Below are 18564 nucleotides of genomic sequence, written 5' to 3' on the forward strand. Positions count from 1 at the left end.
ATCTTACACGCAGAATACCCTCTTATTTTCGCTCTGAACCGCAGAACGGCGTCCTCGAAACGAAATATAAGCATCCACCTCAAGTGGACTTAACAGAAAGGAACACACATGAAAGCCATCGAAGTCGAGCGTCTCAGCAAGATTTTTAAAGTACAGAAAAGTCGAGGCGGCCTCAAAGGCGCGTTGCAGGATTTATTTTCCCGTCAGTATAACGAGGTTGCGGCTGTCAACGATATCTCGTTCTCTATCCCCGCAGGCGAAATCTGTGGTTACATCGGCGAGAACGGCGCAGGCAAGTCGACCACGATCAAAATGCTCACCGGCATCCTCGTTCCGACCGCAGGCAAGCTGAACGTCGGAGGTTATGTGCCGCACGAGGAACGCGAAAAGTTCGTCCGCAACATCGGCGTCGTATTCGGTCAGCGGAGCCAGCTCTGGTGGGATATCGGCGTGATCGAGTCGTTCGGCCTGCTGCGCAAAGTGTACGGCGTCTCCGAGCAGGATTATAAAAAGCGGCTCGACGAGCTGGTGCAGCGCCTGGATCTGGGCGATCTGCTCAGCCGTCCCGTACGCAAGCTCAGCCTCGGTCAGCGCATGCGCTGCGAACTGGTCGCCGCGCTGCTGCACAATCCGTCGATCGTGTTTCTGGACGAACCGACGATCGGGCTGGATATTATCGTCAAGACGGAAATTCGCGAGTTTTTAAAAGACATGAACCGGCAGCACGGCACGACCATTCTGCTCACGACGCATGATTTGCAGGATATCGAAGCGCTCTGTTCCCGGGTTATCATGCTGGACGAGGGGCGCATTATTTACGACGGCGGCCTCGATACGCTCAAAACGCGCTGGGGCCAGGGCACGCGCGTGACGTTCCAGTTCGGCGCCGCTTGTCCGCTACCCAGATTGCAGTTGCTAACTTCGGAACTGCATGTGACCTGGACCGCTGACAACGATCTGCATGCCGAGGTGCTGGTTCCGGCAGAGCTGAATGTCTCGGACGTGCTGGCAAAGATCGTCGGGCAGCCGGACATCGCAATCACGGACATCAAAATCACCGAGACGACGACCGACGAGATCGTGCGCCAGATTTACCAGACCGGATCGGCCTCGACGGGGTCTGCGGAGGGTACAGTCAGCCATGCTTAGCGCTTATACCGATTTTATCCGTATCCGTTTCCTGACCATGCTGGCCTACCGGGTCAACTACTACTCGGGCATTCTGATCTATATGTTGAATATCGGCGTCTACTACTTCACGTGGCAAGCGATCTACGGCGACCGGGGCGAGATCGGCGGCTTTACCGCTTCGCAAATGACCACTTACATCGCGGTTTCGTGGATGGCGCGCGCGTTTTATTTCAACAATCTGGACCGCGAGATCGCGACGGATATCCGGGACGGTTCGATCGCGATTCAGTTCATCCGTCCTTACAATTATTTGTTCGTCAAAATGATGCAGGGGTTCGGCGAAGGATTGTTCCGGTTCACGTTATTCATGATTCCCGGCATGATCCTGGCGCTGCTGCTGTTCCCGGTGCGACTGCCGAGCGATCCGATCGCTTGGATTGGCTTCCTGGTCATGCTGTTCTTCAGTTTCCTGATCAACTCGCAACTGAACATTTTGACCGGACTCATGGCCTTTTTCGTGGAAAACAACGAAGGCATCATGCGCATGAAGCGCGTTATCGTGGATCTGTTTTCCGGCCTGGTCATTCCGATCAGCTTGTTCCCCGGTTGGCTGAGCGCGATCATGCAATGGCTTCCGTTCCAGGCGATTACGTATCTGCCGGGCTCCGTATTCACGGGACGCACGCAAGGCACAGGCATTCTCGACGTTTTCGGTATTCAAGTGGCTTGGTTTGTCGCTCTGCTGATTCCGATCTTCTTCATGTGGCGGGCGGCGCGCAAGCGGCTGTTCGTGCAAGGGGGTTAAGCGGATGTATTATATCGGACTCGTCATTGAATATTTGAAAAATTATATGAAAACAAGGCTGACCTACCGCGCGGACTTCTGGGTCGAAGTGATCTCCGATCTGTTGATGCAGGCGAGCAACCTGATCTTTATCTTCGTTGTGTTCGGCCATACCAATTCCCTCGGCGGGTGGAGCGAAGCGGAAGTGGTATTCGTGTACGGATTCTTCATGGTTCCGTTCGGCCTGTTCAGCTGCTTCGTCAATCTATGGAATTTCAGCGACCGTTATATCGTCAAAGGCGAGATGGACCGCATCCTGACCCGTCCCGCGTATAATCTGTTCCAGATCTTTTTGGAAAACATCGATCCGCCGGGGCTTATCGGTTCGCTGATCGGGATTGTCATCATGATCATCAGCGGCGGCCAGCTTGGCCTGGATCTGGTCTGGTGGCATCTGCCCGTCATGATCCTGTTCGCGATTAGCGCGACCTTGATCTATACCGGCATCTATATCGCGCTGACATCGCTGTCGTTCTACTCGGATTCGCCGACCGGCATCATCCCGCTGATGTACAATATCCAGAACTACGGACGCTACCCGGTCACGATCTACAACCGGGCGATCCAGTTCCTGTTGACTTGGATACTGCCCTTCGCGTTTGTCGGCATTTATCCGGCTTCGCTGTTCTTGGGCAGGGAAGAAATGACGCATATGGCGTGGCTGACTCCGGTCATGGCGGCGGTGTTCTTGACGATTGGCTTGACCAGCTGGAATGTGGGCGTGAAAAAGTACCGGGGTGCTGGGTCGTAGGAGACGCTCCGGGAGAAGGGAGAGCCTTCCGCTCGCTGTCTCGGCTAGCCTCAAAGGCGATCTTCAGGCTCTCCCTTCACCCTCCGCTACTCCCTGCTCGGCGTTACTTTTTCTTAGGGGAGTAAAGAAGCGAGTCTTATCTTTTAGACTCGCGGGTAAGGATGAAGGGCAAGGGCGCGCGTTGCGATTCAAACCTTGCTCAACGTTATGAGCAAGATAGGGACGCCGGCGGTTCGATAAATACGAACCTCGGCGTGTAGGGCGTAAGAGCGCAAAAAGCTTGAGAAGCCTGAAAAGAGTGAAAAGACTGGGAAGTCTAGAGCCTAAAGTGGACAAGCGTATCAAAGTTCAAAATGAGAAAACGCTATGTATAATTAAGAACACAGGGCAGCATATGGTAGACGAAAGCAACAAAAAGGGTAATAGAGCACAGCATTTCGCAAACAATGCAACGAGAAATAATACTACACATATCAACAAGCAGTAAACCATGTATAAGCGCGTACTACGCTCAGGAGTCGGCTGGTCCAAGCCGACTCCCCTATACCTAAAACAACTTGTACGCCGAGGTGAGCGGAGGGGGAAGGGAGCTGTAGGAAACTAAAGGCTTTCCGAAGGAAAGGCACATCGGAAGCATACGCTAGCTCGCCTTTGAGGGAACCGAGACAGCGATCCGCAAGCCCCTTCCCCCGCAGCGCCTCCCACCCTACCGAGAAGGAGCAACTAAACAATGGTACAACTCAACGAACAAGTCCAAGATTTCACTCTCCCAGCAGTCGGAGGCGAACAAATCAAGCTCAGCGACTACAAAGGCAAAAAGCTCGTCATCTACTTTTATCCGAAAGACATGACGCCGGGCTGCACGCAGCAGGCTTGTGACTTCCGGGACTCGGAAAGTTACTTCACGACGAAAAATGCGGCCGTGATCGGGATCAGTGCGGATGACGTGAAATCGCATGAGAAGTTCGGAGCCAAATATGAATTGTCGTTCCCGTTGCTGTCGGATACGGAGCATCAGGTCAGCGAGCAATTCGGTGTATGGCAACTGAAGAAAAACTTCGGAAAAGAGTATGAAGGCATCGTGCGTTCGACATTTTTGCTGGATGAAGAAGGCGTGCTGATCCGCGAATGGCGCAAAGTCAAAGTGGAAGGGCATGTGGACGAAGTCTTGCAAGCTATCGACGAGACCGGGAAGTAAATGCTTCGCTTCAAGCGGCCCGAACCATTCGGTGTCGCTTTTTCTTTTTTTATACGTCTTTGAAACTAGTTTTGATTTGAATTTTTATAAAAGAACAGGGTTTTTGTCGCATTTTAAGGCTTTATTACAAAGAATAAGCAAAAACCGTTTGAGAAAAATCGGAAAAACGTTTAAATTTATGTTAGGAAATGAAAATTGCATCAAGTTTTCAAAGTTGAACCGCAGAATAGGGGGGAATTGATACATTCAGGCACGTTTTGCAAACAAACAGTCCGGAGATTGGCGGGGGCCGATTGTCCGGGACTTTAACGATTTTTTGGGGAGAGGGGAATTTGTTATGCAAATCATTCCAGCATGGGTGAAAGTGGATCACAATTCTTACAACGCGAAACTTCGGGGAATCTACAAAAACGTACGAGAGAACGACATCACGGCAGCCTGCGAACAAGCCAAGCGTTTGTACATGGACCTGCTTGAAGACATGGAGATTCGAGGAATCGAAACGCCTGCCGCTCAAGAAGCGGTTGCGGGTGAACAGTCGGAACGCGAACGTCAAACTGCCGGAATCGGCGTTTAAAGTCACGGATTCACTGAACGTATTGTTGCGGAAATGACACAACCACGAAAACAACAAGCTCCCTGGTCATCGCGGCCAGGGAGTTTTTTGCATGCCTAATCTTTTACTGCGCGTGCGTGCCAAACCACATCCCGCGATAAGGCGCAGGCTCCTCCAGCGTCTCGCCAAGCTGCTGCGCCGCGGTTCGTACCCAAAAAGGATCACGTAAAAGGGCACGTCCTACCGCGATTAGATCGGCATTGCCGTTTTGCAAAATATCCTCTGCCTGTTGTCCGTCGGTAATCAGCCCGACTGCGGCGGTCGGAAGCTTCGTTTCCCGCCGAAGAGCCTCGGCATAAGGAACCTGATAGCCGGGGAAAACGGCAGGCGGACGTTCCGCATGCACGCCGCCGCTGCTAACGTCGATAAGATCTATACCCTGCTGCTTCATCCATTGCGCATAACGAATCGTATCCTCGATCCGATTGCCAAGTTCTCCGTACTCATCGGCCGAGACGCGCACGAACAAAGGCCCCGACCAATGGTTGCGTACCGCATGGATCGTTTCGCCCAGCAGCCGATAACGGTTCTGCGGCGAAGCGCCGTACCGATCTGTTCGTCGATTGGCGTATACCGACAGAAAATCGTTCAATAAATAGCCATGCGCTGCATGGAGTTCGATTACGTCGACTCCGGCTTTCTCCGCCCGGGCTGCCGCTGCTCCGAAAGCATGCACGACTTCTTCGATTTCTTCAATATTCAGAGTCCTGCTGCTTTGGCCTGCATGAGGCAAGCCGGAAGCGGAGACTGCGCGCTCAGCATAATCGGTTTTGCGTCCGGCATGCCAGAGCTGAATGCCGACTTTGGAACCTTGTTCGTGCAGCGAGGCGACCAATTTGCGCAAAGCGGGAATCTGATCGTCGTCCCACAAGCCCAAAGAACCACGGTCCGAGCCTGATTCCATAACCGCCGTAACCTCCAGCATAATTAGACCCACCTGGCCCAACGCCCTTGCTCCGTAATGCAGCAGATGCCATTCGTTAACTTTTCCATCCTCAGCGGCAGATACCGTCCCCATGGGAGACATCATAATCCGATTTTTCAACGACAGTTTTCCGATTTGGATCGGACTCAATAATAAGCTCATGGTAGTTGCTCCTTTTATAGTGGTCTGTATGGATTCACTTTATTTTAGAAGGGAACCGTATGGTTTTGAATGGTATTAAGCAGATGTTTGGTGATATTATCTTTACTACATAATGATTTTTCAACAAATAACCTTACTAAATAAAGGAGTGAGCGGATTGGACGGTACAGACAAGGAAATTCTCCGGATTTTGCAGAAACAGGGACGGATTTCGATGAAGGAATTGGGCGGACAGGTCAGCTTGTCGCAGCCTGCGGTCGCCGATCGGGTTCGCAAGCTGGAAGACCGGGGCATCGTGCAGCAGTACGGAGCTATTATTTCCCCAAAAGCAGTCGGCAAGCCTATCGCAGCGTATCTGATGTTTTTGACCAAAGATTGCGAGAAATTCGTGGAGTTCTGCCGGGAATCGCCTGAACTGATGGAGTGTCATCGGATCAGCGGCCAATATAATTTTCTGTTAAAAGTCGTGACAGAGTCCTTGCAGACGCTGGAGACGTTCACTAACGCTTGCGGAAAGTTCGGAGATTCCGTTACGCTTGTCGTCATGTCGTCGCCTGTCGAACATAAGCCGCTGCTGCCTCCTTTTGACTGACCGATAGGCCTGAACGAAAAAAGCCCAACCCCATCAAGGAGTCGAGCTTTCGTAAATACGCGTCTACGAATTTTCAGGATATGTCGTGTATGCTGGGAAATTCGCTGGAGTTCATGCAGGGTCGCTGTACCGCCCTAATGAGATTTTGACCGTGACTTCAGTACAATCCTTGCAGGGAAACGTCCAGGCTGGATGCGTACGATATGACCGTGCTTCAAGCGGCTGCGCATTTGTGCCGTTTGAGCGAGGACTGAACGTTTGATAGGCTGCTCGGTTTTGGAAGGTAGATTCGTTTTCATCGGTTTACGACTTTTGAAAATGTTCGGAAGCGAAGCCAGCACCGAAGCAGCCATCGCCCGATAGCGGAAAATGGTAAAGCCGAGCACGAGCAGCACTAGCACGGACACGATCCAGACGGCATAGTGCTCAGCCAATTTGAACGCGACCGACCACTGCGGCCCAAAGATTTTGCCGAGGCCGAGAAATAACAACGTCCAGAACAGGGCACCCGTGTAGGCGTAAACGGCAAACTTTTTAAAAGAAATATTCATGATCCCTGCCAGATACCCGGTGAAGTGGCGCACGCCCGGAATAAAGTAGCCGAAAAAGATCAGGCTGGAGCCGTATTTATCGAAAAAGGTTTGCGTTTTGAGCAGCTTGCTTTCTTTGAAGAACCAGCCGCCGAAGCGCCGAAGAAAAGGCAGCCCGGCTTTTTTGCCTATAAAGTAGGTGGCGGTCATGCCGATCGTGGTACCGAGAAAAGCAACGATCAGCAATATATCGAACCTCAGCGATCCCATGTAGGAGAGATAGCCGGCGTAGGCCATCGTGGTTTCTCCAGGGAACGGCAGAGCAATGAATTCCAGAAACAATCCGAGGAACATGACCAGATAACCGTACTGCTCGAATAACTGTTGAACCATTTTGAATATTTCCATAGGTCGTCAAACTCCTTTGAACGATGAATGCGGCGAACAATTTTCTCAATTTTACGATATTTGGGACGGGAAAATCCAACTTGCCTTGTTAAAGCCTTTACACTTGCGAAGTTGGCCTGAAACCTTGCCTTTTTGTCTTGCGGTATGTCAGGTCCATCGGTATAATTAGCGACAGTAATTAAGGGAGGCGTGACATGAATAAACCGAACGAACTGATTGTCGTACTCGACTTCGGGGGACAATATAACCAACTGATTGCCAGACGCATTCGCGATCTGGGCGTATTCAGCGAGCTAATGCCGTACAATACTCCGGTCGAGCGTATCCGGGAACTGAATCCGGCGGGTATCGTTTTCTCGGGCGGGCCGCTTAGCGTATACGAAGAAGGCGCTCCGCACGTCGATCCTGCGATCTACGAACTGGGCTTGCCGATCTTCGGCATCTGCTATGGCATGCAACTGATGGCGCAGCAGCTCGGCGGCAAGGTAGAGCGCGCGGGCAAACGCGAATACGGCAAAGCCGACGTCGACTTCCTGCACAACAGCATCCTGACCAAAGGTCTCGATAGCAAGCAAACCGTATGGATGAGCCACGGCGACCATGTCGTGACCTTGCCGGAAGGCTTTGTGCTGGAAGCGGGCACGGAATCGGCGCCGATCGCGGCGATGAGCCACCCGGAACGCAATCTGCATGCGGTGCAGTTCCACCCGGAAGTGCGCCACTCCGTGTACGGTAACGAAATGATCAAAAACTTCCTGTACGAAGTGTGCAAATGCAGCGGCGACTGGACGATGGAATCGTTCGTCGAGCAGTCCGTTCAGGAAATTCGCGAACAAGTCGGGGACAAAAAGGTACTGTGCGCGCTGAGCGGCGGCGTCGATTCGTCCGTCGTGGCGATGCTGATCCACAAAGCGATCGGCGATCAACTCACTTGTATGTTTATCGACCACGGACTGCTGCGCAAAGGCGAAGCCGAGAGCGTTATGGAAACTTTCGTAGGCAAGTTCGATATCAATGTCATCAAGATCGACGCGCAAGAGCGCTTCCTGGGCAAACTTGCAGGCGTAGACGATCCGGAGCAAAAACGTAAAATCATCGGCAACGAGTTTATCTACTGCTTCGACGAAGAATCGGCCAAGCTCGGCGATTTCGCGTTCCTGGCACAAGGTACGCTGTACACGGATATCGTGGAAAGCGGCACGGCAACGGCGCAGACGATCAAGTCTCACCATAACGTCGGCGGACTGCCGGAAGACATGAAGTTCAAACTGATCGAGCCTTTGAACACGTTGTTCAAAGACGAAGTGCGTAAAGTCGGCGAAGAGCTGGGTCTGCCGCACGCGATCGTTTGGCGTCAGCCTTTCCCTGGTCCGGGTCTTGCGATCCGCGTGCTTGGCGAAGTGACAGAAGAGAAGCTGACCATCGTCCGCGACTCCGACCTGATCCTGCGCGAAGAAATCGCCAAAGCCGGTCTGGAAAGCGAAATCTGGCAGTACTTCACAGCGCTTCCGAACATGAAAAGCGTCGGCGTCATGGGTGACGCGCGCACGTATTCGTACACCGTCGGTATCCGCGCCGTTACGTCGATCGACGGCATGACCGCCGACTGGGCACGTATCCCGTGGGACGTCCTGGAAAAAATCTCGGTCCGCATCGTCAACGAAGTGGACAACGTCAACCGCATCGTGTACGACGTGACTTCGAAACCGCCTGCGACGATCGAGTGGGAATAGGGTTTTATAACTAACAAAAACGACCTCGAACGTTACACGTTTCGAGGTCGTTTTTTTACTTTTTTGAAAATTAAACCATGAGTGTACAAAGCAACGGCAACGCGACAAGAAGGCGCCACGCGGTTATTTGTTTTCGCCGGCATATCCGGCAAGGCAGAAATACGACGTAGCGGTAACATGCAAAAAATCAGAGTTATTCTTTTGAAAAAGTAGAATCTTGCGAGGCTTAAGCCTTGATGTACGCCATCAAATCCGTAATAAACTCATACACGAAATAACCGGCAAAGCCGATCAACAGCAGACCTGCCGCGACGGATACCCACTTAATCGCGGTACGGTTCAGCACTCTCCGGCTTACCGCCACGATCGACAACAAGCCGACGTCGTGCAGCAGGATACCGCTCAATACGCCCGCCGCAGCTAGCGCAAAGGCGATCGGGTTCGAATCGTTGTAGGAATCGGAAAGAACGGTGCCAAAGACGGATACCCAGAAGATGAGATTGCCGGGGGAGACCGCGACGAGCAGGCCGTTTCGATAGGTGCGTGCCAACGATTTTTGCGTCTTTTCGTCGGCAGGCGTGATGTCGTGATCCGCATTTCGAATAGAGTCGTACCCGAGGTACGCGAGGAAAGCGGCTCCGACAAGCCAGAGCGGCATTTGTACGTATGGCAGGGAGAGGAAGGTGGCGAACCCTGCGTACATGGCGAGGATCAGCAAGCCGTCGATGGTCATTCCGCCCAACCCGACAGCCCAACCGTGCATAAAGCCGTTTTTCAAGCCTTGTTTCGTCATTTCAACCGTTATTGCGCCGACAGGCAACGCGATCGCGAGCCCGAGCAGGAAGTATTTAAGATAAAGCTCCATGGATGTTCCTTTCTGAAGCGGCGCCTTCTTTTAGCCTACATGTACCTCTCATATCTTCATTTTAAACGATTCGACGAAATAAGGGTTAATCAAAAAATAGAAATTGAAAACAGACGAGGAGGCATTAGCTTGAAAATGGAAGAGATCGAGGAGTTGTTGACGAAGACGTACGAGGCATGGAAAGAAGACGGCGTGCAGCCAGAATCGGAAAAAGAGCTATCGGCATTTGAACAGCGTCATCGCATTCGTTTGCCTGTTGAATACCGTTCACTGTTAGCGAAGTTCGGTGACGGAGATTTGCTGGTGCTACAAACGGACGGCGGCGTCTACCGGTTGTATCATGACGGCTATGACGAGTCACCGCTGGAGCCGATCGCGGAAGACTTGGCGAGTTTATTGGCAAAGTTAGCGGAATTCTCTATGGATACTCACCGCGCCATACATGGAAAATAATAAAGCATAAAATTAAAAATAAATAATGTTCACTTAGTAACCGAGGTCATGTATAATCTGGAATCAGGTTACTACGTGATCCGTGACCTGAACCAAATAGATAGGATCAAGAGGGGCTGGAGAGTTAAGTTATTATGAACAAAAGTACAAGTAGTCGGTGGAGTGTTATCGGTCTCGCTTTATTGTTGGGTGTATTTTCGACGTTAGGACCGTTTACGATTGATATGTATTTGCCTGCGTTCCCCGAGATCGCCAAAGATTTCGGGACGAACGCGTCTTTGGTTCAATTCAGTTTGACGGCTTGTTTGTTGGGACTCGGTATCGGACAGTTGATCGTGGGTCCGCTCAGCGATGCTTACGGCAGACGCAGACCGCTGCTGATCGCGATGATCGGCTACGTGGTTTTCTCGTTGGCCTGCGCGTATTCGCCGAATATCGGCATGTTGATCGCGTTCCGCTTTGCTCAAGGTTTCGCGGCTTCGGCGGGTATCGTCATTTCGCGGGCGATGGCTCGCGACTTGTATAGCGGCCATGAGCTGACCAAGTTTTTCTCCATGTTATTGCTGGTAGGCAACTTGGGCCCGCTAGTGGCTCCGATTGCGGGCAGCGGCGTGCTGACCTTTTCGACTTGGCCGGGCGTGTTCGTTTCGCTCGCGATTCTGGGCGTGTTCCTCTACGTGATGACGCAGTTCCGGTTAAAAGAAACCAATCCTCCCGAACGACGCGTATCGCCGAACTTCAAAGAACAGCTTCGGAACTACGGCATGCTGCTGCGCGACCGGAAATTCGTGGGCTACATGTTGGCGCAAGGCATCATGACGGCAGGCGTATTTGCGTACGTGGCGGGCACGCCGTTCATTTACCAAAATATTTACGGCGTAACGCCCGCGGTGTTCTCGATTCTGTTTGCCTCCAACGGCGTCAGCTTGATCATCGGTTCCCAGATCGTGGGCCGGATGTCGCATCGGATCTCGGAGCAAAAGCTGCTATTGGTCGGGTTATGGCTGGCTCTGATCTCAAGTATCGTGGTTGTGGGCGTGACGATCGTCGAAGGACCGCTGTTCGCTCTGGTCGCTCCGCTATTCGTCTTCGTGTGCTCGATCGGCATCACCTCCACCGCGTCGTTCCCGCTCGCGATGGAAAGCCAAGCCAAAAACGCCGGCAGCGCCGCGGCATTGCTCGGCCTGATTCCGTTCGTTCTCGGCGCACTGGTCGCCCCGGTAGTCGGGATCGCAGGCGAAGACACCGCCGTCCCGCTGGGCATCACTTTGATGGCAACCAGTCTTGTCGCGCTGGGGACTTACTTCTTGCTTGTCAAAAAAGCCGAATAAAGGCGGGGAAAGATCCTGTTCGATTGAGACGCTTGGGGGGCGCTGCGGGAGAAATTCGTTCAATCCGCTGTCTCACCCGGGAATCGAGATTATATTTTTCATAGGAAGATTCCCGGGTTCAAAGGCGTCTTGACCTGAATTTCTCCCTCCGCTTGGTGCTTTATAAATAGAAGCAGATCTTTTTAGGAGCAAAAAAAGTACAGCCGCCTAATGTAGCGACTGTCTTGATGTGTCGATAAAGTCCAACGGAGCTGGAAGCGAGAAGACGGAGAGAGAAATTCAGTGAAAGACGCCTTTGAACTTGGAAAACTTCCACTTAAAATTTTAATCCAGTTTTCCAAGTGAGACAGCGGATTGTGAAGCATTTCGAAGAAATGCACTTCGGAAGCTTATGCTGGCAATTTCTCTCGCAGTCTTCTCGCTTCCCGCCCTCACGTAACTTTACTCGACAACCTAAAGACAGTCGCTATATCGCGCGACTGTCTTTTTTGCATACAAAAAGAGATGGAATTCTATCAAATAAACACTGTATTTTCATTTTTTAAACGCACATTCTCCGCCAAATGAACTTTATCTTCATTATACAGATACAGCCGGTAGATCAGCACGCTGACCTTCTCGCCGGGCAGCAAAGGTTCTTCTTCCGGGGAACGGTGGCCGATCAGGCGCATGCCTTTGACGTTGACGTGCACTTCGATCAGGCTGCCGCGGAAAAAGACGTCTTCCACGATGCCGTCTTCGCTGGCGTGCAGGATCGGCTGTTTGCCGTGCTTGGTGATTTGGATCAGCTCGGGGCGGATCACCGCTTTGTCGTAACCGCTGTACGTCTCGAATCCGTGCAGCGTCTCATGACGGTCCAGCACCAGCGACTCGCCGATAAATCTAGCGGCGAAAGGAGTGGCGGGCGATTTGTAAATATCGGCCGGGTTGCCTTTTTGCTCGATACGGCCGCTGTTTACGATCACGATCTCGTCGGCAACTTCGACCGCTTCATCCTGATCGTGCGTCACGAAGATGCTGGTGATGCCGAGCGAGTTGATCGTTTCGCGCAGCCAGAGCCGCAATTCTTTGCGGATTTTGGCGTCGATCGCGGCGAACGGCTCGTCGAGCAGCAGCAGATGCGGATTCGGCGCAAGCGCCCGGGCGAACGCTACGCGCTGTCTTTGCCCGCCGGACAATTGATGCGGATACCGGTCCTGCAAGCCTTCCAGTCCGACCAGTCCGATCAGTTCGTTAACGCGCTGCTTGATGAACTTCTTGTCCTTTTTTTCTACCGTCAATCCGAATGCCACGTTATCGAATACCGTCATGTAGCGGAACAGCGCATAGTTTTGGAAAACGAAGCCGATCCCGCGTTTGCTGGCCGGCACGTCGTTGACCCTTTTTCCGTCGATAAAAATGTCGCCCGAATCCGGATGCGCAAGTCCCGCCAGCGTGCGCAGGATCGTCGTTTTTCCGCTGCCGGAAGGGCCGAGCAGGCCGACCAGCTTGCCTTTTTCTATTGAAAAGGATACGTCGTTCAGCGCCCGGAATCCTTTGAACTCTTTGTTTACGTCCTTCAGCTCAACGTACATGTTCGCTTTCCTCCTTGCGGCCTTTGAATTCGACGATATTGCGCAAAATCAGGATGATGATCGCGGTCACGACCAGGATGGACGACACGGCGAACGCCGCGGTCAGTTGGAATTCGTTGAACAAGATCTCGATATGCAGCGGAAGGGTGTTCGTTTTGCCGCGCAGATGTCCCGATACGACGGACACGGCTCCGAACTCGCCCAGCGCCCGCGCCGTACATAGGATGACTCCGTACAGCAGTCCCCATTTGATATGCGGCAGCGTCACTTTGCGGTAGATGGTCCACCATTTGGCCCCCATCAGCGCCGCCGCTTCTTCTTCGTCGTTGCCTTGCGCCTGCATGAGCGGAATCAGTTCGCGCGCCACGAACGGGAAGGTGACGAAGATGGTCGCGAGGATGATGCCCGGTACCGCGAACACCACTTTGATATCGTAGGCTTGCAGGAAGTCGTACGCCCAACCGATCCGTCCGAACACGAGAATGAACACCAGACCCGCGATGATCGGAGAGATAGCGAACGGAATATCGATCAGCGTCGTGAGAAACTGTTTGCCGCGAAAATGGAATTTGCTGATCGCCCAGGAAGCGAACAGGCCGAAGACAGTGTTACACACCACGGCGACGGCGGTCGCGAGCAGAGTGAGCTGAAGCGCTTTGATCGCGTACGGATCGGTAATCGCGCCGGAAAAGACTTCCCAACCCTGCTTGAGCGCGTATACGCAAACGGTAATCAGCGGCAGCACCAGCATAATGAGAATAAAAGCGACGCCCAGCCCGATCAGGATATACTTGGCGGCTTTACCCGGACCGCGCGGTTTTTCTTGGACACGGTCGACGGTTTCGGATGCGTTTGCGAAATTCATCGGTCATTCCGCCCCCTTTGCCGCATGATTAAGTCTGGATTGGATAAAGTTGATCGCGAACAGGGTCAGGAACGAGAACACGATCATGATCAGCGCGATCGACGTCGCCGCGCCGTAATTGAACTGTTCGAGTTTGCTCATAATGATCAGCGGCACGATTTGCGTCTCGTACGGAATATTGCCCGCGATAAAAATAACGCTGCCGTATTCGCCCAAGCCCCGCGCAAACGCCAAGCCAAAACCGGTGAGCAGGGCGGGACGGATCTCGGGAAAAACGACCCGGCGGAACGTTTGCCAGCCGCTTGCTCCCAGCATTGTGGCCGCTTCTTCGTATTGGCCGTCGAGCTTTTCCAATACCGGCTGAATCGCACGCACCACGAACGGGATACCGATAAAAATCAATGCGATCGTAATCCCGATCGGCGTGTATGCGACTTTGATGCCGATGCCCGCCAGCAGTTTGCCGATCCAACCGTTGTCCGAATAAAGCGTCGTCAGCGCAATGCCCGCAACGGCGGTCGGCAGCGCGAAAGGCAGTTCGATCAGTCCGTCGAGGATGCGTCTGCCCGGAAACCGGTAACGTACCAGAATCCAGGCCAGGATCGTGCCGAACAATGCGTTGACGAGCGCGGCCGCCAGGGCGCAGATCAAGCTGACCCGGTAAGCGGCGACCGCTTGCGGATCGGAGATCGCTTTCCAGAAATCCGCAGGCCCGACGCCGGACAGCACGACGAAGATGGACAGCAGCGGGATCAGGACGATCAGGCTCAGCATGGAAATGGTGATGCCCATCGATAAACCGAAACCAGGGATAACCCGATTTTTTTTACGCAAACGCTTGCTGCTTACCAGCTTGGCTTGTCCCATACGTCGACCTCCTTTTCCCGCGACTGTGCTTTCTTACTCACGCAAGACGCAGTCCTCATTTTTGATAAATCTGATCGAAGATCGCGCCGTCCGCGAAGAACTTCTCCGTAGCCGCTTCCCAGCCGCCGAAATCGTCGTCGATCGTGACCAGCTTCAGATCCAGATTGAACGTGTCCGAGAACTGCGCCAGGATATCGGGATTGGACGGACGGTAGTAGTTTTCGCCCGCGAGCTTTTGCGCTTCGTCGGAGTAGAGGTATTGCAGATACTCGGTAGAAACTTCTTCGGTGCCGCGCTTTTTGGCGATTTCATCCACGACTGCGACCGAAGGCTGCGCCAGGATACTGATGCTCGGCGTTACGATCTCGAAGTCGTCCGGATGCTCCTTGATCGACAGGAACGCTTCGTTTTCCCAAGCCAGCAGCACGTCGCCTTGATTGTTTTCCACGAAGGTCGTGGTCGCGCCGCGGGCTCCGGTATCGAGTACGGTTACGTTGTTATAAAGACTTTTGATGAATTCGGTCGATTTGGCTTCGTCGGCGCCGTCATGCTCCTGCGCGTAAGCCCAGGCCGCCAGGAAGTTCCAACGCGCGCCGCCGGACGTTTTCGGATTCGGGGTGATGACTTCGACGCCGCTTTTCACTACGTCGCCCCAGTCTTTGATGCCTTTCGGATTGCCTTTGCGTACCAGGAACACGATGGTGGAGGTGTAAGGCGAGCTTTGCTTGTCGAACTCGTCGACCCAGCCCGGATCGATCAGGCCGCCTTTTTCCAATTCCGCCACGTCTTGTTCCAGCGCCAGCGTCACCACGTCGGCTTCGTTGCCTTCGAGCACCGAACGCGCTTGTTTGCCGGAGCCGCCGTGCGATTGGATGATGCTGACGTCCTGCCCGGTTTTTTCTTTCCAATGCGTTTGGAACAGTTTATTGTACGCTTCGTACAATTCGCGCGTCGGGTCGTAGGAGACGTTGGTGATTTCCACGGCGGCCGGAGCCGACGTTTCGCCGGATGCGCCTTGCGCTTCCGCTGTGCTTCCAGTATTCGCCGCGTTCGAACCGCAAGCTGCCAGAGGCGCCACCGCCACCAGAAGAGTCAAACCGAGCACCGTCTTTTTCCGCCAAGCATTCATTTGAGCCAATCGAAATCCCATCATCGTTTCCTCCTTAACAATCTGTGATCGTACTTTGTCAGACTTGGATCTGTGGATTTACTTTTTCTTTTCCGGCTTTGCGGTGCTTTCGCGAACGAGAAGTTTGTGCGGCAAAAAGATTTTCATCGGCAAACGGTGTTCTTTATGGATGCGATCCAGCAGCGTGCGCACGGCCACCTTGCCCATTTCCACTTTCGGAATGCTGACGGTCGTGAGCACGGGAGTGAGGTATTGCGCGATCTCGATATCGTCCATGCCGATAATCGAGAGCTGCTCAGGCACTTTGATGCCGGCTTCGACGAAGCGTTTGATCGCCGCGATCGCCGTGACATCGGTTGCGCAAAAGATCGCGGTCGGCAGCGGTTTCGCGCTTTTGAGCAGCAGCTCCGCGCCTTCGTAACCGCCGGGGCCGTCCTGCGCCACCGAAACAATCAGCGACGGATCGGTATCGAGTCCGTGTTCGCGCACATTATCGGCGAAAGCGCGGTAGCGGATTTCGCTTTGCGTGTCGCCGATATAAGCAATGCGCCGATGTCCCAATTCGATTAGATGCCGTAATGCCGTCCTCGCCGCCTCGTAGCCGTCGCACACGATCTGATCCCATTCGGCGTCGATCACGTTGCGTCCGACATACACGATGTTTTTGTAATGCTTGTCGAGGAGCGCGCGGGTTTTGTCGTTCAGGCGTCCCAATACGATCGCGCCATCCGCCCGCGGAATTTCGGTATGTCTGCCGAACGGGTCTTTTTGCAGATCGAAAATGGAATAATAGGCGGATACGGTACAGCCTTTTTCCAATGCCTGCTGTTCGATCGCTCTGGCGGTCTGGGCAAAAAACGGATTGTCCTCCAGATCCCGGGTGCGTCCCAGAATGCAGGAGATGGTGGTACATCGATGTACCTCCTCTTCCTTTTTCCCCTGCTTCAGCTCGCGCGCGGATTGGTTCGGCACATAGCCGGTCTCGTGGATGATTTTCCATACCCGGTCGCGCACCGTTTTGCGGGCGAAGCTGTCGTCGGGCGAGTTGATGATCCGCGAAACGGTAGACGTCGACACTCCGGCCAGCTCGGCAATCTTTTTCAAAGTCATATTCGCGCCCCTCTCAGCAGCGAGTTATAAATCATACTAATTTCATTGGTTTAATATGCGTTATTATAATCCGGCCTATAGAGAAACTTCAACGGGAAATAAGTATAACGTTTGCGGAAATTTGAAAAAGAGATTGCTTGCTCGCTTTGCTCAGGTATAAGAAAGCAGGTACAATAAGGAAATGAAAAAAAGGAAAAGAGAGTAAGCGAGAGGGGAAGGTGTACGAGGTGTCGGGAACCCATGGCGAAGAAAGCATCATGAAGCAGATCTGTCTTGAAATCGAGCAAAGGCCGTTATTCAAAAAATACGATCGTTTATCCGAACAACCAATTTTACATATCCTGAAGTTGAAAGAAAACATGAACCGCTTCAGCTGGGGAAAATTTTATATTCAAATTCATAAGCTTGGTAACGCTTCAAAACAGCCGCCTTCCATACAAATCGCCGCGGACCTGGAACTGATCGGTTTCGCTTCGCGGATGCTGGATAATCTGGTGGACGAGGATGACCCCCATGTCGAGCGTCATATTGGCCGAGCCAACACGCTGATTTTGTTCACCGAGATTTTGATCGAGTCGTTTGGGCAGTTGCAGCGTCTTTTGCCGGACGAGAGCGAACAGATTCAACATTATTTGATGAGCGCTTTAAGCGGGGAATGGACGGATATCAACCGAACGGCGGCGGACGGTATTTCGGAACGTGAGTATATGCAGCATATTTTGCCGAAGACTTCAAGCGTGTTCAAACTCGTGGCGGTTTGCGGCGATGCAGGCAATATGACGTTCTGGGACGAATTTCTGGATTATGCCGGATTGGCCTTCCAATTGTCCAACGACATGGCCGGGCTTTACGCCGAAACCAAAAGCGATTTGCTTATGCTTCGGCCTACGCTTCCGATTTTGAAAGCGGTCGATGTGCAAGATGAACGCCTTGCTGCGGAAAGAAGCCGGATTATGTGCTCTTACGCATCAGGCGAAGGGACGCTGGAATCGGTTCGTTCCGTTATCGAAGATTCGGGCGCGCTGGAATATTGTTATCTCATTCGGGAATTGCACAAAGAGAAATGCCGGGAAATGTTGAGCCAGCAGTTTCCGGATCGTTTGGCACAAACCGAGATATTGTTCCGGCTTCTTTATCTGGAGGCTTCGTGATCGCCGCCAAGCGTATGGGGTTTATCCCGATCAATGCGCTCCTTATGCTCGTGGTCATCCTGTACTTTTATCCGTCGCAAATCAGATTGGAGTCTTTCTTTACGGATATTTGCTTTGCCGTTTTGCTTACGCTGCTCGGTACGTTCATCTATTTGTGTACGACAAAAGCCACATCCAGTTTATTATTTTTGCTGCTTATGTACCTTTCGGCGTGGATCATGATTTTAATCAATGCCCCTTCGTACTTTTACGTCGGAATCGGACTGGTCCTTATGAGCATTGCGCCTAATCTTTTATTTGTGTTTTTTGTGTACTTCACTGAACTTCCT

At 52.7% G+C, this 18564-nt stretch carries 17 protein-coding genes and 1 pseudogene; 10 read left to right on the forward strand and 8 right to left on the reverse strand.

What is annotated here, in order from left to right; all coding sequences use genetic code 11:
• Positions 1-108 precede the first annotated feature (108 nt).
• The 5 genes from WKI47_RS06070 (at position 109) to WKI47_RS06090 (ending at position 4501) form a co-directional block, all read left to right on the forward strand.
• On the forward strand, positions 109-1149 hold the full coding sequence (locus tag WKI47_RS06070) for an ABC transporter ATP-binding protein (protein WP_340226278.1): 1041 nt from the start codon (positions 109-111) through the stop codon (positions 1147-1149).
• Positions 1142-1936: an ABC transporter permease gene (locus WKI47_RS06075; RefSeq protein ID WP_340226279.1), complete on the forward strand. Its 795-nt coding sequence runs from the start codon at positions 1142-1144 to the stop codon at positions 1934-1936. Before WKI47_RS06070 ends, WKI47_RS06075 begins: the two co-directional genes overlap by 8 nt.
• Before the next feature lie 4 nt (positions 1937-1940).
• Positions 1941-2726 carry an ABC transporter permease gene (locus tag WKI47_RS06080; RefSeq protein WP_340226280.1) on the forward strand — a complete coding sequence of 262 codons (786 nt, stop codon included), beginning with the start codon at positions 1941-1943 and terminating at the stop codon, positions 2724-2726.
• A 730-nt stretch (positions 2727-3456) separates the two neighbouring features.
• Positions 3457-3924 (forward strand): thioredoxin-dependent thiol peroxidase, encoded by a 468-nt coding sequence (gene bcp, locus WKI47_RS06085; RefSeq protein ID WP_340226281.1) that lies wholly within the window; start codon positions 3457-3459, stop codon positions 3922-3924.
• A 337-nt stretch (positions 3925-4261) separates the two neighbouring features.
• The gene (locus WKI47_RS06090; RefSeq protein ID WP_340226282.1) at positions 4262-4501 is read left to right on the forward strand and encodes a hypothetical protein; all 240 of its coding nucleotides are present in this window, start codon (positions 4262-4264) and stop codon (positions 4499-4501) included.
• A 103-nt stretch (positions 4502-4604) separates the two neighbouring features.
• Here the strand turns inward: WKI47_RS06090 and WKI47_RS06095 are convergent, their stop codons facing one another.
• Positions 4605-5627, reverse strand: a complete 1023-nt coding sequence (locus WKI47_RS06095) for an NADPH dehydrogenase (protein WP_340226283.1) — start codon at positions 5625-5627, stop codon at positions 4605-4607.
• A 148-nt stretch (positions 5628-5775) separates the two neighbouring features.
• On the opposite strand from WKI47_RS06095, the gene WKI47_RS06100 reads away from it, so the two are divergent.
• Entirely contained in the window at positions 5776-6219 is a 444-nt protein-coding gene (locus WKI47_RS06100) for an Lrp/AsnC family transcriptional regulator (protein WP_340226284.1), read from the forward strand.
• Between the two features lie 269 nt (positions 6220-6488).
• Here the strand turns inward: WKI47_RS06100 and WKI47_RS06105 are convergent.
• Positions 6489-7157, reverse strand: a pseudogene (locus tag WKI47_RS06105) (DedA family protein); the annotation flags it as partial.
• Between the two features lie 194 nt (positions 7158-7351).
• On the opposite strand from WKI47_RS06105, the gene guaA reads away from it, so the two are divergent.
• Positions 7352-8890 carry a glutamine-hydrolyzing GMP synthase gene (gene guaA, locus WKI47_RS06110; RefSeq protein ID WP_340226285.1) on the forward strand — a complete coding sequence of 513 codons (1539 nt, stop codon included), beginning with the start codon at positions 7352-7354 and terminating at the stop codon, positions 8888-8890.
• A gap of 226 nt (positions 8891-9116) precedes the next feature.
• On the opposite strand, the gene WKI47_RS06115 is transcribed toward guaA, so the two are convergent.
• Positions 9117-9755: a LysE family translocator gene (locus WKI47_RS06115; protein ID WP_340226286.1), complete on the reverse strand. Its 639-nt coding sequence runs from the start codon at positions 9753-9755 to the stop codon at positions 9117-9119.
• A gap of 129 nt (positions 9756-9884) precedes the next feature.
• Here WKI47_RS06115 and WKI47_RS06120 point away from each other — a divergent pair, with 129 nt between their 5' ends.
• Positions 9885-10208, forward strand: a complete 324-nt coding sequence (locus WKI47_RS06120; RefSeq protein WP_340226287.1) for an SMI1/KNR4 family protein — start codon at positions 9885-9887, stop codon at positions 10206-10208.
• A 134-nt stretch (positions 10209-10342) separates the two neighbouring features.
• Complete coding sequence (locus WKI47_RS06125; protein WP_340226288.1) at positions 10343-11539, forward strand: multidrug effflux MFS transporter; 1197 nt, start codon at positions 10343-10345, stop codon at positions 11537-11539.
• A gap of 515 nt (positions 11540-12054) precedes the next feature.
• Here the strand turns inward: WKI47_RS06125 and WKI47_RS06130 are convergent.
• From WKI47_RS06130 to WKI47_RS06150, 5 genes are read right to left on the reverse strand one after another with little or no spacing between them, the layout of a single operon-like run.
• The gene (locus tag WKI47_RS06130; RefSeq protein WP_340226289.1) at positions 12055-13113 is read right to left on the reverse strand and encodes an ABC transporter ATP-binding protein; all 1059 of its coding nucleotides are present in this window, start codon (positions 13111-13113) and stop codon (positions 12055-12057) included.
• Entirely contained in the window at positions 13103-13978 is an 876-nt protein-coding gene (cysW, locus tag WKI47_RS06135; RefSeq protein WP_340226290.1) for a sulfate ABC transporter permease subunit CysW, read from the reverse strand. Before cysW ends, WKI47_RS06130 begins: the two co-directional genes overlap by 11 nt.
• A 3-nt stretch (positions 13979-13981) precedes the next feature.
• The gene (gene cysT, locus WKI47_RS06140; RefSeq protein WP_340226291.1) at positions 13982-14845 is read right to left on the reverse strand and encodes a sulfate ABC transporter permease subunit CysT; all 864 of its coding nucleotides are present in this window, start codon (positions 14843-14845) and stop codon (positions 13982-13984) included.
• A gap of 55 nt (positions 14846-14900) precedes the next feature.
• Positions 14901-15995 carry a sulfate ABC transporter substrate-binding protein gene (locus WKI47_RS06145; RefSeq protein WP_340226315.1) on the reverse strand — a complete coding sequence of 365 codons (1095 nt, stop codon included), beginning with the start codon at positions 15993-15995 and terminating at the stop codon, positions 14901-14903.
• Between the two features lie 57 nt (positions 15996-16052).
• On the reverse strand, positions 16053-17084 hold the full coding sequence (locus WKI47_RS06150; RefSeq protein ID WP_340226292.1) for a LacI family DNA-binding transcriptional regulator: 1032 nt from the start codon (positions 17082-17084) through the stop codon (positions 16053-16055).
• A 227-nt stretch (positions 17085-17311) separates the two neighbouring features.
• On the opposite strand from WKI47_RS06150, the gene WKI47_RS06155 reads away from it, so the two are divergent.
• Positions 17312-18235, forward strand: coding sequence for a polyprenyl synthetase family protein (locus tag WKI47_RS06155; protein ID WP_340226293.1), 924 nt, complete (start codon positions 17312-17314; stop codon positions 18233-18235).
• Positions 18236-18564 lie beyond the last annotated feature (329 nt).

Origin of the sequence: Saccharibacillus sacchari (assembly GCF_037722395.1) — a bacterium.
Classification (GTDB): domain Bacteria; phylum Bacillota; class Bacilli; order Paenibacillales; family Paenibacillaceae; genus Saccharibacillus; species Saccharibacillus sacchari_A.

What these genes read in the sequence shown, in the direction of transcription:
- WKI47_RS06070 (WP_340226278.1), top strand. Translation starts at nt 109, where the DNA reads ATGAAAGCCATCGAAGTCGAGCGTCTCAGCAAGATTTTTAAAGTACAG.
- WKI47_RS06075 (WP_340226279.1), top strand. Translation starts at nt 1,142, where the DNA reads ATGCTTAGCGCTTATACCGATTTTATCCGTATCCGTTTCCTGACCATG.
- WKI47_RS06080 (WP_340226280.1), top strand. Translation starts at nt 1,941, where the DNA reads ATGTATTATATCGGACTCGTCATTGAATATTTGAAAAATTATATGAAA.
- bcp (WP_340226281.1), top strand. Translation starts at nt 3,457, where the DNA reads ATGGTACAACTCAACGAACAAGTCCAAGATTTCACTCTCCCAGCAGTC.
- WKI47_RS06090 (WP_340226282.1), top strand. Translation starts at nt 4,262, where the DNA reads ATGCAAATCATTCCAGCATGGGTGAAAGTGGATCACAATTCTTACAAC.
- WKI47_RS06095 (WP_340226283.1), bottom strand. Translation starts at nt 5,627, where the DNA reads ATGAGCTTATTATTGAGTCCGATCCAAATCGGAAAACTGTCGTTGAAA.
- guaA (WP_340226285.1), top strand. Translation starts at nt 7,352, where the DNA reads ATGAATAAACCGAACGAACTGATTGTCGTACTCGACTTCGGGGGACAA.
- WKI47_RS06115 (WP_340226286.1), bottom strand. Translation starts at nt 9,755, where the DNA reads ATGGAGCTTTATCTTAAATACTTCCTGCTCGGGCTCGCGATCGCGTTG.
- WKI47_RS06125 (WP_340226288.1), top strand. Translation starts at nt 10,343, where the DNA reads ATGAACAAAAGTACAAGTAGTCGGTGGAGTGTTATCGGTCTCGCTTTA.
- WKI47_RS06130 (WP_340226289.1), bottom strand. Translation starts at nt 13,113, where the DNA reads ATGTACGTTGAGCTGAAGGACGTAAACAAAGAGTTCAAAGGATTCCGG.
- cysW (WP_340226290.1), bottom strand. Translation starts at nt 13,978, where the DNA reads ATGAATTTCGCAAACGCATCCGAAACCGTCGACCGTGTCCAAGAAAAA.
- cysT (WP_340226291.1), bottom strand. Translation starts at nt 14,845, where the DNA reads ATGGGACAAGCCAAGCTGGTAAGCAGCAAGCGTTTGCGTAAAAAAAAT.
- WKI47_RS06145 (WP_340226315.1), bottom strand. Translation starts at nt 15,995, where the DNA reads ATGGGATTTCGATTGGCTCAAATGAATGCTTGGCGGAAAAAGACGGTG.
- WKI47_RS06150 (WP_340226292.1), bottom strand. Translation starts at nt 17,084, where the DNA reads ATGACTTTGAAAAAGATTGCCGAGCTGGCCGGAGTGTCGACGTCTACC.